Origin of the sequence: Nocardia sp. CY41 (assembly GCF_009829325.1) — a bacterium.
In the GTDB taxonomy this organism is placed as follows: domain Bacteria; phylum Actinomycetota; class Actinomycetes; order Mycobacteriales; family Mycobacteriaceae; genus Nocardia.
On sequence record NZ_VUOS01000027.1, the window covers coordinates 21302 to 37855 of the forward strand.

Genomic DNA, 16554 nt, shown 5'->3' on the forward strand with positions numbered 1-16554 from the left:
CAGCGGCGTGTTACGGGTCGTGACCAGTAGGGCGGGTCGCTGTCATCCCCGGGCGTCTTGGTCCAGCGCCCCGGCGGGATCGTGCACGAAGCAGGGCCGACGATCACAAGCGATCATCCGCGCGGTTCAGCGGTCCGCCGGCCGGACCAGGCTCCGCCGAGATCGCATGAGCACCGCACCGTCGGCGGTGCGCCCGAGCCGGCACGAGGGCCCCACGGTCCTGGCGATGACATCCGACGCCACACACCACATGTGTCGGCACCCGAACGCCATGCGTGCACTACTGCGGCGCAGCACGCAGATACTCGCCGCGTAGGCCCGCGGCGGGCGGACACTCGACAATCTCACCGAGGCAGGCCCAGCAGCCGACCCCGCACGGTCGTGCCCGAACCACAGCGCCGCCATCCCTCGGGGGAACCGCGCCTTCGAGCACCCCCACCCTTCCCGGATGCTGGTAGTCGATTCCCCGGGCCAGGCGACGAACCCGACTTACACTGCACGAGCCGTACGATCGGCTCTGAGCAGCGGATCTCGATTTCAGACTAAGGAAACACTTTGGCAGTTCGCACCATTCGAGACAGGTTGCTGCGCCTGTCCGCCCTCACCGTCATCGCCGGGCTCGTCCTGACCGGATGTTCCGCCCTGCGCGACAAGTCGACCGAAGCGATCGAACCGGGCGTCACCGCGGAACCGTGTCCGAACGCCGTGGACTCCCGCAAAGGGTGTATCTACCTCGGCGTGTTGTCCGATCTGACGAGTGGGCCGTTCGCCGCGCTGGGCAAGGACATTCACAACGGACAGCTGGCGTTCTGGCGAGCGGTGAACGAAGCGGGCGGAATCGGCGGCAAATACGAGGTGGACATCGCCACCTACACCGAGGACACGAACTACGATCTGCAGAAGCACGCCGAGGCCTACCGGCGGATCGAGCCGCATGTCCTCGCGCTCTCGATGAGCTTCGGCACCGTGCAGACGCAGAAGGTACTTCCCGAGATGGACGCGGCGAACATGATCGCCATTGCCGGCACCCTGTGGTCGGGGTGGCAATTCGAAAACAGCGACAAGGGGCTACTACTGGAGTCCGGCTATTCCTACTGTTCCGAGGCGATCATCGCCCTGGACTGGATCGCCGAGCACGACGCGAAGCCGAACTCGATCGCTACGGTCAGCTATCAGGGCGATTACGGCGGCGACTACGCCACCGGTGCCAAGAAATGGGCCTCCGCCAACCGTGTCGACATGGTGGCGCAGATCGACACGGAGCCGAACACCCAGATCGGCAACCAGGATGCCGCGGTCGCCAAGATCCTCAATGCCCGGGCAGACCTCGTGCTGCTGGCCACGGGCCCCGCGGAAGCGGGCGAGATCATGGGCAAGGCGGCATTGGCCGGCTTCTCGGGCAGGTTCCTCGGCTCGGGCCCGACCTGGAACGGCGGGCTGCTGAAAAGCCCCGCCGCATCGGCGATCACGGCTCGCTACAACATGACTTCGCCGCTGGACGGCTGGGACGGCACCAGCGCGGGCGCCAAGAAGGCCAGGGCCTCGGCCACCAGGGAGCCCTCCACCTGGGGTTACAGTGCCGGCTGGATGTTCTCCTATCCGTTGAAAGCGCTGCTCACCCGAGCGGTCAACGAGGGCAAGCTGACTCGCAAGGGCGTCCGTCAAGCCGTGCGCGGCCTGCGCGTCGACTACGAGGGCGCGATTCCCGAACACACCTACGGCACGGCGAAACCCGACCTCGCCCGCCAGCGGGCGGTCATCGAAGCGCCCGATCAGACCGCGCCGCTGGGCGCGAAGACCCTGGCCACCAATTATCACGGCCCGACGCAGGACCGCATCACCCTGACCGAGCCCTGCGTGCAGCCGTAAGCGAGCGAGATATGCCTTTTCACCATGATTTTCGACGGCTGCTACGTCTCGTAGCCGCTCCCCTCGCGCTCGGGCTGGTCCTGGCCGGCGGCTGTTCGACCTCCTCGCCCGCCGCCGCCCCCGGCGTCACCCGTGAAGCCTGCCCCCACGCGATCCACCCCGACAAGGGCTGTATCTATCTGGGCGTGCTGTCGGACCTGAACAACGGACCCTTCGCTCCGCTCGGGAAGTCCTTGCAGGAAGGGCAACTCGCGTTCTGGAACGAAGTGAACAAGCAGGGCGGCATCGGCGGCTACGAGATCGACATCGCGACCTACAGCCGCGACACCGCCTACGACCCGCGCAGGCATGTCACGGAATTCGAGAACATCGCGCCCCATGTGCTGGCCCTCGCGATGAGTTTCGGCACCGCGCAGACGCTGGCTGTCCTGCACGAAATGGACGAGGCGGATCTGGTGACCGGGGCGGGCACACTCTGGTCGGGTTGGCAGTACCGCTCCACCGACCGCGATCTGGTGCTCGACGACGGGTTCTCGTACTGCACGGAAGCCGTGCTCGGACTGGACTGGTTCGCGCAGAACCACTACCAGCCGCGCACGCTCGGGGTGGTCGCCTACCGCGGCAATTACGGCGGTGACTACGCCAGCGGGGCGCTCAAGTGGGCGCTGGACAACGGCGCGACGATCACCGCGCGGGTCGACACGGGACCCAATCCCGAAGTCGGCAACCAGGACTACCCGGTCGCGGAGATCATGGCCGATCCGCCCGACGTGGTCCTGTTGGCCACCGGGCCGGCCGAGGCCGCCGAAATCGTCGGCAAATTGGCGAGAGCCGGCTACACCGGCCGGTTCCTCGGGTCCACCCCTACCTGGAACAGCGCGCTGCTCAAGACGCCTGCCGCGCCCGCGCTCACGGCGCTCTACAACTACACCTCGCCGTTCGACGGCTGGGACGGCACGAGCACCGGAGCCCAGCGCGCCAGGAACGCCGCGCCGAGCGAACCGACCAATTTCGGCTACAACCTGGGCTGGGCGATCTCGTATCCGATGAAGGCGCTGCTCACCAAGGCAGCCGAGACGGGCGTCCTGGACCGGCCGACCCTGCGCAAAGCCCTGGCCGGGCTCACCGTCGATTCCGAGGGGATGGCCGCGCCGCAGATCTACGGGCGGGAAGAACCCGACGTGGCGGCGCAGCGCGCGGTGGTCAATGTGCCCGACACGTCCACGTCACTGGGTTCGCGCACCGTGGTCGCCGACTACCGCAGTCCCACCCTGAAGCGGATATCGATGCGCGAGCCGTGCACCCGGTGATCCGCGGGCTCGGCTCGCGTCGGTGACGACTCGAGATGTCGGGTCGGGCTCTCGGGTCGGCACGGTCGCTCAGGCGGCGGCGATTCACGGCGTCGCCTGGGTGCCCGGCCTCCGCTGCCACCCGGCCCGGTCCTGGGCGACGGCGCTCACCCTCGACGTCGCGACCTAGGCCGCGGCGATGAGCGCGACCGCGGCCAGCGCCAGCACCAAACCGGCCTGCTGCTGCCGGTGGACCCGCTCGCCGAGCAGCACCATCGCCATCAGCACGGTCACGGCCGGATAGAGCGAGCCGATCACGCTCACCAGTGACAACAGCGACCCGTGGAAGGCGTACAGCAGCGCCGCGTTGCTGATCACGTTCAAGGCGCTGATATAGCAGGCCAGCCGCAGCGGCTCGCCACGCAGCCGCCCGAGGTCTCGGGCCGTCAGAGCGGTCAGCCATACCACCGCGGTGGCCGCGAGGCGTTGCATGAGCAGCGGCCACAGTCCCGAGTCCGTCGAGGTCTCGTGCAAGAAGACGAAGGCCCAACCGTACGCGACGCCGGAACCCACGGTCAGCGCGGCGACCTTGCGGGTGAATCGCAGTTCGCGTCCGCCGGTGATCTCCTCCGTCACCTCGTCCGGTGACTCCCGGCTCACCAGGAGCACCGCGACCAGAGCGAACACTATGCCCGCGAAGGCGAGCGGACCGGGACGCTCGCCGGTCACCAGTCCCGCGAGTACCGGGATGCCCGCGACCAGCACCGCGGTCAGCGGAGACACCACCGCCATCGGACCGTTGGCCAGCGCCGCGTAGAACCACCACACCGCGACGCCGCTCGCGACGCCCGCGGCCGCACCCCACCACAGCGACGCGGCGTCCGCGCTCCCCGGCACGAACGGAAGCAGCGCGAGAACGAGCAGCACCGAGAACGGATAGGAGTAGATGACGACGCGCAGCGCGGTCACCCGCCGCGACGCCACCCCGCCGTAGAAATCGCTCACGCCGTAGCCCACCGCGGCTGCCAGCGCGAGCAGGACGGCCGTCACCGCATGCCTTTGACCCGCCGTCCTAGTTCACGGGTGACCTCGCGCTCGGCGGTGCGCCGAGCCAAGTCCTGGCGCTTGTCGTAGTCCTGCTTGCCCTTGGCCAGGGCCAACTCGACCTTCACCTTGCCGTCGGAGAAGTACATCGACAGCGGCACCAGCGTCTGATTGCCCTCCCGCGACTTGCCGACCAACCGCTCGATCTCGCGCTTGTGCAGCAGCAGCTTGCGCACCCGGCGCGGGGCGTGGTTGGTCCAGGTGCCGTGGCTGAACTCGGGGATGTGCAGCCCGCGCAGCCACACTTCGCCGTTGTCCACCGTCGCGAACGCGTCCACCAGCGAGGCCTTGCCCTCACGCAGGCTCTTCACCTCGGTGCCGACCAGCGCGATCCCGGCCTCATAGATGTCCAGGATCGTGTAGTTGTGCCGCGCCCGGCGGTTGGTCGCGATGACCTTGCGCCCCTTTTCCTTCATAACGGTTCACTCTAAGTGACCCGGCAACCGGATTATTCCCGCAGGTCGCGGACGCCCTAACCGCCCTGATGCAGCACGACGTAGAGCGCGAGGACGGCAAGGAACGCGGCGAGCAGCGCCACGGTCGACATCCTGGGTACGCCGGGACGCGGGGGCGGCGGGCTGCGCCGCAGCCGCACGTTCTCGACCGCCGGATCGGTTCTGCTGCGCACATACGGCGGCGCGTCCGGGGTCTCACCCCCCGCCGAGCCGATGGAGACGTCGTCGCCCGCGTCGCTGGAACCCTCACCCGGTGCCATAGCCAGAACGGTAGCCGTCACGAGGGCGCCGCGCCGCAATTCCGGCGCGGCGCAACATAGTTGGAACTCAGGCCAGACGCCGCTGGAAAGCCTCGGCGGACGCGCCGGTCGCCAGGTCGACCGTGTGCACCTGGAGATCGACTCCGTCCTCGGTGAGCTCGAGGACCATGAAGCCCAGCTCGTGGTAGTTCTCGTAGAGCGCGCTGTGGCCGGCGCTCGCCGTGAGCTGTGGCTGGGCACCGACCGTCTTCGCGGCCGCGCCGGACACGATCTGCCTGGTCCCCTTCGAGGTCGCGGTGGGCTCGAGCACCTGGAGCGAGTGGTCGTGCCCGGAGAGGATGAACTGGCACCGGCCGATCACGTGGTCTTCGATGAAGCGCCGCACGTGCACACCGTTGATCGGCTCCAGCGTCAGGCCCTCGTAGCGGCCCGCGTCCCCGTGCGGACCATTGTTCAGGTAGGGGTGATGGGTGCAGGCGATCTTCCAAGTGGCGGGCGACTCGGCGAGGGCGCGATCGAGCCAGTCGCGCTGCTCGTTCATGAACTGGCCGTCGACCGCCCAATAGGGCGAGAAGACCGGCGGCACGTAGGCGGCCAACGGGTTGACATCGAGGACGAAGAATTCGACGACCGGGTTGCGCTCGGGAATCCGCACCGAATAGTAGCGACTCGGCATCCACCAGCGGCGGGAGTTGGCGTGGTACTCCACCTCTGCGTTGCCGCGCAACAGCCACCCACCGTCACCGCCGAGCACCGAACTGTTGTCGTGATTGCCCAGCACCATCAACCAGGGGAAATCCAGCCCGGCATTGGGATGCTCGAATTTGTCCGCGAATTGGACGTCGGCCGCGCCGTCGGGCCCGTGCTCGTAGATGTTGTCACCGAGCCCAAGCGCCAGCGATACGGGGTCGCGGCCGTGGATGGCGCGCATGGCGTCGGCGACCGCCCATTGGGTGCGGGTGCCGGTTCCCGCGTCGCCGGTCACCAGCACCCGCACCCGGCGCTCGCCCGGGAAGGGGAACTTGGTGACCCCCTCGGCGACGGGGACCGCGTGCGCGGGCGTGCGCCCGACCACTGTCGCCCCGGCCGCGAGAGTGGCCGCACCGGTCAGGAACGCCCGGCGTCCGATCGTCTCGCTCCGACTCACGCTGTCCTCCACAGTCTTCGACGGCCGTCGCCGTCGACCATCCTCACCGACCGGTGACCCGCGTGACGGTAGCGGCTCATCCGGCGGCGAGCACTTCGAGCACCTGTTCGCCGTACTTCGCGAGTTTGTTCTCGCCGACACCGCTGACGCCGCCGAGCTGGGCGAGGCTCGCGGGCTTGCGGGCCGCGATCTCCCGCAGCGTGGCGTCGTGGAAGACGACATAGGCGGGAACGCCTTGTTCCTTCGCGGTGGCCGCGCGCCATTCGCGCAACTTCTCGAACAGCGGCAGGTCGGTGGGTGTCAGGTCGACGGAAGCCGCCTTGGCGGCCTTCGCCGCCCGCGCGGGCTTGGTCGCGCGCTCGGGCTCGCGGCGCAGCAGGACTTGCCGTCCGTCGAACAACACTTCGCTGCTGGCCTCGGTGAGCGTCAGCACCCCGTAGTCGCCGTGGACGGCCAGCAGCCCGTGCGCCAGCAGTTGCCGCACCACCCCGCGCCACTCCGTGTCGCGCAGGTCGGTGCCGACGCCGAACACCTTCAGCTCATGGTGGTCGTGCTGCAGGACCTTGGGGTTCTTCTTGCCGAGCAGGATGTCCACGATGTGGCCGGCCCCGAAGCTCTGACCGCGTTCGCGCTTCAACCGCAGCACGGTGGACAGCAACTTCTGCGCGGCCACGGTGCCGTCCCAGGAGTGCGGTGGGGACAGACAGGTGTCGCAGTTGCCACACGGCAAGCCGGGCTCGCCGAAGTAGGCCAGCAGCTGGGTGCGCCGGCAGCCGACCGTCTCGCACAGCGCGAGCATCGCGTCCAGGTGCAGCTGGAGCTGGCGGCGGTGGGCGGCGTCCCCTTCGGAGGAGTCGATCAGCTTGCGCTGCTGCACCACGTCGCTGAGGCCGTAGACCATCCACGCGGTGGAGGGCAGCCCGTCCCGGCCGGCGCGCCCGGTCTCCTGGTAGTACCCCTCGACCGATTTCGGCAGGTCGAGGTGGGCGACGAAGCGCACATCGGGTTTGTCGATGCCCATACCGAAGGCGATGGTCGCGACGACGACCAAACCGTCTTCGCGCAGGAAGCGCGACTGGTTCTCCGCACGGGTGCGATTGTCCAACCCCGCGTGGTAGGGCACCGCGGTGACGCCGTTCTCGGTGAGGAACGCCGCGGTCTTCTCCACCGAGTTGCGCGAGAGGCAGTAGACGATGCCCGCATCGCCGGAGTGTTCGGCGCGGATGAATTCCAGCAACTGACTCTCGGGGCGGTTCTTCGGTTCGATCCGGTACTGGATGTTGGGGCGGTCGAAGCTGGAGACGAACCGGCGGGCGGCACCGAGATCGAGCCGCTGGATGATCTCGTCGCGCGTCTTCTCGGTGGCGGTCGCGGTCAGCGCGATCCGGGGGACGTCCGGCCACCGTTCGTGCAACACGGAAAGGCCCAGGTAGTCGGGCCGGAAGTCGTGGCCCCACTGGGACACGCAGTGTGCCTCGTCGATGGCGAACAGCGCGACCTTGCCGCGATCCAGCAGCTGCGCGGTGGAATCCAGCCGCAGCCGCTCCGGCGCGAGATAGAGCAGATCGAGTTCCCCCGCGACGAATTGTGCCTCGATGGTCCGGCGCTCGTCGGGGTACTGGGTGGAGTTGAGAAAGCCGGCGCGCACGCCCAGCGCGCTGAGCGCGTCCACTTGGTCCTGCATGAGGGCGATCAGCGGGGAGATCACCACCCCGACGCCGGGGCGCACCAGCGCGGGAACTTGATAGCACAGCGACTTGCCGCCGCCGGTCGGCATGAGCACCAGCGCGTCGCCGCCGTCGATCACGTGCTGGACGATCGCCTGCTGGTCGCCGCGGAAGCTGTCGTAACCGAAGACTCGGCGTAGAACCTGTTGTGCCGCAAGGGATCCGGCGTCCGAGCCGGATGCGGCTTCGGTCGCTACAGCCGCGAAATCATCGGGGGGAGTCACCCGGCCCATCCTACGAGCGCTCGGACGGCCGGTACCCGTTCGGCCGGGCGTTCGCCCTGCTGAGCCACCGAGTTGTCCACATGGGGACAACCCGTGACCGCTGCTTCCGGCGCAGCGCGCGGACCTGTGGTTTCCTCCACTCGGGGGCGAATTCCGCGGCTTCCGGACCGATTCGGCGCTGTATGTTGTCGCTCATGGCGAAAGGGACAGGGATTCGGGCCCACGCGGCGGTGCTGAGCGCCGTCGCGGTGGTCGCCGGAGTCACCGCGGCGATGCCGGCAGCGCGGGCGGAGACATTTCCCGCCCGGTGCTCGGACGGCTGGGAAACCACGACAGTCGTCGAGGGCGTCGGCAATCTGGAGAATCTCGATTCCGACGGGCGGGGCGGCTTCTACGTGACCGGGCTCATGGACGGCTACCTGGCGCGCGTCGACCGCGCGGGACGGATGGAGAAGCTGGTCACCGACCTGCATCGCCCGGCGGGCGTGCGGGTCGCCGGGCACTACGTCTACTTCCTCACCGGGGACGGGCTCAGCGAACCGCCGGGCACGTTGCAGCGCTACGACATCGAGACCGGCGCGGTACGCGTTCTGCTGACCGGGCTGAACGGGCCCAATGGCCTGTTGTCGCTGCCGGACGGCAGCCTGCTGTTCACCACCATCGGCCTGAGCGGTCCGAGCGGGATCTCGCGCTACTGGCCCGAGACCGGCGAGTACGAGCGCGATTGGTCGACGCTGCCGCCCGCCAACGGTCTCGCGCTGGCCGCGGACGGCGAATCCGTCTACGTCGACACCATGGCGCTGCAGATCCTGCGCATCCGGCTGGACGACCCGGCTCATCCCGCCGTCGTGTCCGGCATCCCGGACCTCGTCGCGCTGCCCGACGACATGGAGGCCACCCGGGCGGGGGCGCTGTTCGTCGCCGATCACGTGCTCGGCGCCGTCTATCAGGTCGATACGACTACCGGCGCCACCTGCGCGATCATTACCGGTTTGATCAAACCCGGCCCGATGCGCAACCCACCCGACGGGGCTACCTCGGTGCGCATAGACCGCGACGGGGACTCCTGGGCGCTGTTCGTCACCAGCATGGACGGCACCCTGCGCCGCCTGCGCCCGCCGCCGGGGATTGATCTCACTCCCGCGACTGCGCCAGGAACCGGTTAGTCCGGCCGCCGCACCCCCAGCTGAGTGGGTGGCCGCAGCCCTGGTAACGCGATCACCGGTCCGGCGCTGTCGGCGTCGCCGTGGTCGACACCATGTGGACGGCGGGATGAAGAGCAGTTCGAACGAGCGTCCCGCGTCGCACGCGACTTCTTGCACGCCGAGTTCAGCGCCTGACGCTCGAACCGGGTCACCGAGTTCGCGCCAGGCCGGGCGGGTCTAGCCTCCACGCGCGGGAAGCTCGACCCCCGACCACCGCCCAACCCGCGGACTGCCGTGCGATCGGCACACCGCGGGCCATCTCGCGGACGTCCGTCGGCGGACTATCAGCAGGACATGGTGGCATCCGCCATAGGTTCGAGAAGCACCGGGAGGGCGAGCGGTCCGCAGGTGATGAACTGCGGGCTGAGCGGGATGGAGTCGGGGTCGCACGCCAAGCGCAGCCGAGGGAAGCTGCCGAACAGCATCGACAGTGCGACGCGGCCCTCCAGTCGCGCCAGAGGCGCGCCGAGACAGAAATGCGGTCCTCGGCCGAAAGCCAATTGGTCCCGGTGATCGTGATCGATGTCGAAGATATCGGCGTCCGGGTGCCGTTGCGGATCCCGTCCGACCCCGGCGTACCAGCCCACGATCGCCCCCGCGGGAATATCGATTCCGGCGATGGTGACGTCCTGCAGCGCGTACCGATTGAACATGACACACGCCGACGAACGAAAACGCAGAATTTCCTCCACGACGTCCGGCCACCGGTCCTCGGCGGCGGCTCTGGCCAGTTGCGCAGGGTGCGAGCACAACGCGATAACCGCGTTGCCCAGCAGGTGCACCGTCGTCTCGTGGCCGGCGATGAGCACCAACCACAAGGTTCGGACCAGTTCCTCGTCGGACAACCTGCTCTCGCGGTTGGCCTGCACGAGAGCCGAAGTCAGATCGTCACCGGGAGCGCGGCGCTTGCGGTTCAGCAATTCGCTGAGGTACGCCAGCATTTCCTCCACCGCTGCCTGAGTTTCCTCCCCTGTGCTGGTCTGAGAGACCACCGTCGTGGCCCAGCGCCGGATCTGGGATTGTTCGTCTGCCGGCACACCGAACAGCTCACAGATCACCCGCACCGGGAGTGGTGTGGTGAAACAGGAGACCAGGTCGAGCTCACCGGCGTGGTCGCGGAGACCGTCGATGAGTTCGGCAGTGATCTGCCTGATGCGGGCTTCGAGCGCGGTTACGCGACCGGGGGTGAACGCTTGGCCGATCGTCTTGCGCACTCTCCGGTGATCGTCGCCATCCTTGTTGAGCATGTGATCGATGTCGGTCAACGCACGTAGTGGCCAGTCCGGCGGTATGGTCCCGTCGTGGAGCGCGGGGCAGTTACGGGCGTTCTTACTGAAGAGCGTGCCGTCGCCGGCGAGGATCTCGCTCACCGCCTGGTGACCGACCGCCAGCCATGCCTCCACTTTTCCAGGCAGTTCGATCGGAACGACCGGCCCGCGCCCGCGGATCCGCTCATATGTCTGGAACACTGACTCTCCAGCGGTGGGCAGCTGGATTATGGACTCGGTCACAACGTCTCCCCATACATCCGAACAGTGGTCCCGCACGCACGAGAACCGGGTGCGGTGCAGGTAAGTCTGAGCCGCCCGGTCCAACTGGGACGTGGAACCGGAATCCTCTGCCCCAGAACCGAATTCCTCGTAACCAAACCAATGGAACCTGGGTCGTCGGGAGTAACCGCCACGAGGGAACCACCGCAACGATGTGCCACCACGAGGCACAGACCTCGCTCGACGACGTCGGCCAGGCTGGACCGGCGAGGAGGCTGCGGGCACGGCGGTCGGTTCTCCGAGACGGCGAGCAAGGGACTCGCGCTCCATCAGGCGCTGAGCGCCGAGGCCCGATTGCCCGTTCGCCGAAGTGCGAGCCGGGTTCACCGCGCGGTGGCGCTGCCGCGGTGGCGAGTGGGGGGAGGCTCCGGCGACGGCCTGAGGCGTGCGGAGGTTGACGCTGCCGGTGTAGCCGAGGGCGTCGAGCTCGTGGAACTCAGCCGCGCAGGCGGTCGAGGACCTCGTCGTGCAACAGGCCGTTGGTGGCGATGGCGTCGCCACCATGTGGGCCCGGCTTGCCGTCCAGCGAGGAGAATCGTCCGCCCGCTTCGCGGACCAGGATGTCCAGAGCGGCCAGATCCCACAGGGAGACCTCCGGTTCGGAGGCGATATCGACGGCGCCTTCGGCGAGCAGACAGTAACTGAAGAAATCGCCGTAGCCTCGCACGCGCCACACATCGTCGGTCAGGGTGATGAACTGCTCGCGCAAGCCGCGATCGCGCCATCCGGACAGACTGGAGAACGCCAGGCTGGCCGAGCCCAGCTCACCGACGGCGGAGACGGAAATCCGCTCGCCCGCCCGCCCTTCGAAGCTCGACCACGCCCCTGATCCCGCGGCAGCCCACCAGCGCCGGGCCAGCGCCGGAGCGCTCACCACGCCCACGACCGGTTCGCCGTCCTCCAGCAGCGCGATCAACGTCGCCCAGATGGGCACGCCCCGCACGAAGTTCTTCGTGCCGTCGATCGGGTCCACCACCCATTGCCTTCCGCTGAATTCGGCCGCGCCGCCGAATTCCTCACCCAGCACCGCGTCGTCCGGCCGGGCCTCGGCCAGCACCTGCCGGATCGCCTGCTCCACGGCGAGATCGGCGTCCGACACCGGCGTCAGGTCCGGCTTCGCGTCGACCTTCAGATCCAGCGCACCGAAGCGAGCCCGGGTGATCGCGTCGGCGGCATCGGCCAGTCGCAGGGCGAGTTCGAGATCGGAGGAGTACACAGCCACGCCCCGCACCCTATCGGTCCGCCTGGTCCCACCCCTTCCGTCCCGGTCTGGTGCGGGCCCTGCCGCGGTCGCCCGGCTAGGGCAACGGCAACGGCAACGGCAACGGACGCCGACACAACGTGCGTCCGAGGCCCGAATGGACCTCGCTGTACCCGGCGCAACACCGGAACGCTGTCTACGCCGCCTCGATGATGGCGCCTGACCGGCTGCGCGTAGTCACCGATTGAAGCCACATCGCATCGGCTGCCGTGCGCGGCCCGCTTTCGCAGTCGGCAGCTGCACCGGCCGCGCCGTCACCCCACAGTCTCGAGCGACCGCGCCGCTGCCAACGCGCTCGCCCACCAGTGCAACTGGTCGAGCATCGCCGTCGCGGCGGCCGCCGGCTCCTCGGGCTCCCGAAGCCTGCCCTCCTCGTCGAAAAGCAGGTAGTACCGAGGGAACGACACGTAGTTGCGGACGGTGTGCGCGTTGAGTTCGTTGAAGATCTGCCGCATGTGCTCGATGGCGAGCAGGCCACCGGAGGCTCCGCTGTAGCCGACGAAACCGATCGCCTTCGCGTCCCACTGCGTGAAGTGCCAGTCGATGACGGCCTTGAGCGAGGCGGGGATGCTGCGGTTGTAGTCGGGCGTGACGACGACGAAGGCATCGGCGGCCGCCAGCCGCCGCGTGAGGTCGGCCATGCCGTCGGGACGCTGGGGGTTCGGGTCCATCGCGGGCGGCACGGCGGGCAATTCCAACGGAATGTCCGCCTCGGCCAGATCGATGACGTCCACCTCGAACAGACCGTGCCGCCGTGCCTGCTCGGTGAACCACGAGGCGACGACCGGTCCGAAACGGCCTTCCCGGACACTGCCGATGATCACCGCGAGCTTCAATGGTGCGTGGGACATGCTGTTCCTCCTCGAATGACGACGGCCCGGCCGGGCCGCTCACTCAATCTGCTGGCCCGCGCACCGCGCAGGGAGACCGCCGTAAGAGTGGTAGTGGCAGGGACACCCTGAGGGCGTTTCGTCTTGTTAGGTTCGAACGGTGAGCGACAACGAACTAGGGCTCTTCCTGCGCACCCGCCGCGAAGCGGTGACACCCGCCCAGGTGGGTCTGCCCACCGGTGCGCGGCGACGCACCCCGGGATTGCGCCGCGCCGAGCTGGCTACGTTGGCCGGAGTGAGCGTCGAGTACGTCACGCGCCTCGAGCAGGGGCGCGACCGGCGCCCCTCGCCCCCCGTGCTGTCCGCGCTCGCGGACGCCTTGCGGTTGAGTCCCGCCGAGCGCGTTCACCTACACCGGTTGAGCAAGTCGGTGGACAGCGGGTTCACCTGCATGGGCGACGCGCAACCGCTGCGCGAGGTGCGGCCGACGGTGCGCGCGATCCTGGACCGGCTCGAACCCGCGCCCGCCGTGGTGGTCAACCGCCTGACCGAAGTCCTCGCCCACACCGACGGTTACCACCGGCTGATGGCGCCGACCGGACTTTTCGACGGAACCCACGCACCGCCCAACCTGGCTCGTTTCGTCTTCTGCCGACCCGGCGCACGGGATCTCTACGCGGATTGGGATCACGTCGCCGATGAGACGGTCGCCACATTGAAGCAGGGCCCATTCCGCGCCGACGCGCACATCGCCGCCTTGGCCGACGAGCTCACCGTCACCGTTGGCCCGGCCTTCGCCGACCGGGTGGACACCGTCCCGAGCCTGGCCGCGGCCACCGGCATCACCCGTCTCACCCATCCCGAGGCCGGATCGCTGCGCCTGGCCTACGAGTCCCTCGAGCTCTCCGCGGACGACGACCAGCGCGTCATCGTCTACCTCCCGGCCGACGACGCCACCGCCGCCGCCCTCGACGCACTCGCCGGACGACGTCCGGGCGGTTTGCGCGCGGTCTCGGGCTGAGCGGAGATTCGCGGGACGGATGCCCCTCGGAAGACCCGCAAACCACGGTCGGGGGCGCGGGCGCATATCCGGCCGAACGCCATCGGCGAGCGGCCTTCCGCGACTCGAGCACGCGGCCGAAAGAGTGGGTTTCCACACACCGCCCGGAACCGCGCGTTCGGCGAGACGCCCGAGGCGCGCGACCGGCATCACCGGCCGGAGGCGCGGTCACCTCCGCCGCGAGATCCAAACACGAACTGCGCCAAGCACCGTCGCCGTTTAGGGTAGGAACCCATGAGGCGTACGTCACAGCACACCCGTCCGGCGGCGGCCGGGAAGCGCGTGCGTGACGTCCCGGCGATCCGCCGTTTCGGTCCGCGCCCGGCCCGGGCCGCCCGCCCCGACGCCGCCCCCGGTCATCCCGCGTGCACTCGTGTGCTGCCGTCACAGAGGGGCAGCTAGGCTTGACGATCGTGCATCCTGACGTTTCCGCTGATCTCGCCGAACTCGACGCCACCCTGAAGACGGTCGAATCGGTCCTCGACATCGACGAGCTCCGCCGTCGTATCGACGAGCTCGAACATCAGGCCGCCGACCCCGACCTGTGGAACGACCAGGACCACGCCCAGCGGGTGACCAGTGAGCTGTCGCACGCCCAGGGTGAACTGCGCCGGGTGGAGGAGCTGCGCCAGCGGCTCGACGACATGCCGGTGCTCTACGAGCTGGCCGAGGAGGAAGAGGGCGAGGCCAAGACCACCGCGCTCGTCGAGGCCGACGCCGAGCGCGCCGCGCTGCGCAGCGACGTGGAGGCGATGGAGGTCCGCACGCTGCTGTCGGGCGAGTACGACAAGCGCGACGCGCTGGTGAACATCCGCTCCGGCGCCGGTGGCGTGGACGCCGCCGACTGGGCCGAGATGCTGATGCGCATGTACATCCGCTGGGCCGACCGGCACAAGTACGGCGTCGAGGTCTACGACACCTCCTACGCCGAGGAAGCGGGCATCAAGAGCGCCACCTTCGCGGTGAAGACGCCTTACGCCTACGGCACGCTGTCGGTCGAGATGGGCACGCACCGGCTGGTGCGGATCAGCCCGTTCGACAACCAGGGCCGCCGCCAGACCTCCTTCGCCGAGGTCGAGGTGCTACCCGTGGTCGAGACCACCGACCATATCGAGGTGCCCGAGACGGAGATCCGCGTCGACGTGTACCGCTCGTCCGGTCCGGGTGGCCAGAGCGTCAACACGACCGACTCCGCGGTCCGCATCACCCATCTGCCCACCGGCATCGTGGTCACCTGCCAGAACGAGAAATCCCAGCTGCAGAACAAGATCTCGGCCATGCGCGTGCTGCAGGCCAAGCTCTTGGAGCGCAAGCGGCAGGAAGAGCGCGCGGAGATGGATGCGCTGAAGACCAACGAGGGCGCGTCCTGGGGCAACCAGATGCGCTCCTACGTGCTGCACCCCTATCAGATGGTCAAGGACCTGCGGACGAACTACGAGGTCAACAATCCGTCGGCGGTGCTCGACGGCGACATCGACGGGTTCATCGAGTCGGGTATCCGCTGGCGAATGCGAGAGCAGGGAAGCTAGATGAATGTCGCGGGAATCCAGGCGATCGCTTCCACCGGTTTCACCACGTGGCTACGCGGTTCGGGCCTGGAGATCGTGCTGCTCATCCTCGGCGCCATCCTGTTCAGCCGGCTCGCCACCTACCTGCGCGACCGGGTCACCCGCCGGATCGACGCCGGATTCCGCAGCAGCGACGCGCTGGTGCGCACCGAGGCGGCCAAACATCGGCACGCGCTGGCTCAGGTGATCACGTGGGTGGTGCTGACCATCGTCTACGTGCTGATCACTATGGAGGTGCTGCGGCGGCTCGGCTTCGCCGTCACCGGGTTGGTCGCGCCCGCCGCGGTGCTCGGCGCCGCGCTCGGTTTCGGCGCGCAGCGCATCGTGCAGGACATCCTCGCCGGGTTCTTCCTGATCACGGAGCGGCAGTACGGGTTCGGCGATGTGGTCCGGATCGCGGTGACTGGAGCCGCGGAGCAGGCGGAAGGTACGGTCGAGGACGTCACGCTGCGGATCACCACGTTGCGCAACGCGGACGGTGAGGTGATCACGGTGCCCAACGGGCAGATCGTCAAGGTGACGAACTTGTCCAAGGACTGGGCGCGCGCCGCGATCGACGTGCCGGTGGCCGCCAGCGCTGACATCACCAGGGTCAACGAGATCCTGCACGAGGTCGGTACAAAGGCGTACGAGGATGCTCGTTTGAAGCCGTTGCTGCTCGACGAGCCCACCGTCATGGGTGTGGAAGACCTCACCGTCGACCAGATGAACATCCGAATGGTTGCCCGAACGTTGCCGGGCAAACAGTTCGACGTCGGACGCGAGCTGCGGGTACGCATCGCCGCGGCGCTGCGCCGGGAGGGAATCAGTGAGACCACGTAGATCCACGGCGATCCTGATGGCAACCTGGGTCGCCACGTTCGTGCTGTACGTCTTCGTCAAACCCGAGGAGACCACCACCGCTCCGGCCACCTTGGTCAACGCTGTTCCGGCAGCGGTGTTCACCGACCCGCCGACCCGCTGAGTAGAGCGGGACGGACCGCCGCCGCGCTGTCTCCCCCGGTT

At 68.4% G+C, this 16554-nt stretch carries 16 protein-coding genes; 8 read left to right on the forward strand and 8 right to left on the reverse strand.

The window, feature by feature from the left end; translation table 11 throughout:
- The first annotated feature begins 555 nt into the window (after positions 1 to 555).
- Genes GVY64_RS28295 through GVY64_RS28305 form a run of 3 tightly spaced genes read left to right on the forward strand, consistent with a single transcriptional unit; the run spans position 556 to position 3348 of the window.
- The gene (locus GVY64_RS28295) at positions 556 to 1869 is read left to right on the forward strand and encodes an ABC transporter substrate-binding protein (protein ID WP_159847885.1); all 1314 of its coding nucleotides are present in this window, start codon (positions 556 to 558) and stop codon (positions 1867 to 1869) included.
- Between the two features lie 11 nt (positions 1870 to 1880).
- Complete coding sequence (locus GVY64_RS28300; RefSeq protein ID WP_159847888.1) at positions 1881 to 3179, forward strand: ABC transporter substrate-binding protein; 1299 nt, start codon at positions 1881 to 1883, stop codon at positions 3177 to 3179.
- A gap of 22 nt (positions 3180 to 3201) precedes the next feature.
- Complete coding sequence (locus GVY64_RS28305) at positions 3202 to 3348, forward strand: hypothetical protein (protein WP_159847891.1); 147 nt, start codon at positions 3202 to 3204, stop codon at positions 3346 to 3348.
- Here GVY64_RS28305 and GVY64_RS28310 read toward each other — a convergent pair.
- From GVY64_RS28310 to recQ, 5 genes are all read right to left on the reverse strand, one after another.
- Positions 3345 to 4208, reverse strand: coding sequence for an EamA family transporter (locus tag GVY64_RS28310; RefSeq protein ID WP_201298195.1), 864 nt, complete (start codon positions 4206 to 4208; stop codon positions 3345 to 3347). The genes GVY64_RS28305 and GVY64_RS28310 overlap by 4 nt on opposite strands.
- The gene (smpB, locus tag GVY64_RS28315; protein WP_062969387.1) at positions 4205 to 4678 is read right to left on the reverse strand and encodes an SsrA-binding protein SmpB; all 474 of its coding nucleotides are present in this window, start codon (positions 4676 to 4678) and stop codon (positions 4205 to 4207) included. Before smpB ends, GVY64_RS28310 begins: the two co-directional genes overlap by 4 nt.
- A gap of 56 nt (positions 4679 to 4734) precedes the next feature.
- On the reverse strand, positions 4735 to 4977 hold the full coding sequence (locus tag GVY64_RS28320; RefSeq protein ID WP_159847894.1) for a hypothetical protein: 243 nt from the start codon (positions 4975 to 4977) through the stop codon (positions 4735 to 4737).
- 67 nt (positions 4978 to 5044) lie between these two features.
- Positions 5045 to 6124, reverse strand: a complete 1080-nt coding sequence (locus tag GVY64_RS28325) for a metallophosphoesterase (RefSeq protein ID WP_159847897.1) — start codon at positions 6122 to 6124, stop codon at positions 5045 to 5047.
- Positions 6125 to 6200: 76 nt separating this feature from the next.
- Entirely contained in the window at positions 6201 to 8075 is a 1875-nt protein-coding gene (gene recQ, locus GVY64_RS28330) for a DNA helicase RecQ (protein WP_159847899.1), read from the reverse strand.
- A 194-nt stretch (positions 8076 to 8269) separates the two neighbouring features.
- Here recQ and GVY64_RS28335 point away from each other — a divergent pair, with 194 nt between their 5' ends.
- Positions 8270 to 9241 (forward strand): SMP-30/gluconolactonase/LRE family protein, encoded by a 972-nt coding sequence (locus tag GVY64_RS28335; RefSeq protein WP_159847902.1) that lies wholly within the window; start codon positions 8270 to 8272, stop codon positions 9239 to 9241.
- A 323-nt stretch (positions 9242 to 9564) separates the two neighbouring features.
- Here the strand turns inward: GVY64_RS28335 and GVY64_RS28340 are convergent, their stop codons facing one another.
- The 3 genes from GVY64_RS28340 to GVY64_RS28350 all read right to left on the reverse strand — a co-directional run bounded on the left by GVY64_RS28340 (position 9565) and on the right by GVY64_RS28350 (position 12942).
- Positions 9565 to 10791 (reverse strand): cytochrome P450 family protein, encoded by a 1227-nt coding sequence (locus GVY64_RS28340; RefSeq protein WP_159847905.1) that lies wholly within the window; start codon positions 10789 to 10791, stop codon positions 9565 to 9567.
- Between the two features lie 475 nt (positions 10792 to 11266).
- Positions 11267 to 12052, reverse strand: coding sequence for a histidinol-phosphatase (gene hisN / locus GVY64_RS28345; RefSeq protein ID WP_159847908.1), 786 nt, complete (start codon positions 12050 to 12052; stop codon positions 11267 to 11269).
- A gap of 293 nt (positions 12053 to 12345) precedes the next feature.
- Entirely contained in the window at positions 12346 to 12942 is a 597-nt protein-coding gene (locus tag GVY64_RS28350) for an NADPH-dependent FMN reductase (RefSeq protein ID WP_159847911.1), read from the reverse strand.
- Between the two features lie 139 nt (positions 12943 to 13081).
- On the opposite strand from GVY64_RS28350, the gene GVY64_RS28355 reads away from it, so the two are divergent.
- The 4 genes from GVY64_RS28355 to GVY64_RS38775 all read left to right on the forward strand — a co-directional run bounded on the left by GVY64_RS28355 (position 13082) and on the right by GVY64_RS38775 (position 16513).
- Complete coding sequence (locus GVY64_RS28355; RefSeq protein ID WP_159847914.1) at positions 13082 to 13942, forward strand: helix-turn-helix transcriptional regulator; 861 nt, start codon at positions 13082 to 13084, stop codon at positions 13940 to 13942.
- A 452-nt stretch (positions 13943 to 14394) separates the two neighbouring features.
- Positions 14395 to 15510 (forward strand): peptide chain release factor 2, encoded by a 1116-nt coding sequence (gene prfB, locus GVY64_RS28360; protein ID WP_159847917.1) that lies wholly within the window; start codon positions 14395 to 14397, stop codon positions 15508 to 15510.
- Positions 15511 to 16371 carry a mechanosensitive ion channel family protein gene (locus GVY64_RS28365; protein ID WP_159847920.1) on the forward strand — a complete coding sequence of 287 codons (861 nt, stop codon included), beginning with the start codon at positions 15511 to 15513 and terminating at the stop codon, positions 16369 to 16371.
- A gap of 16 nt (positions 16372 to 16387) precedes the next feature.
- A complete protein-coding gene (locus GVY64_RS38775) occupies positions 16388 to 16513 on the forward strand; it encodes a hypothetical protein (protein WP_267470323.1) in 126 nt (41 codons plus the stop codon).
- Positions 16514 to 16554: the final 41 nt, after the last annotated feature.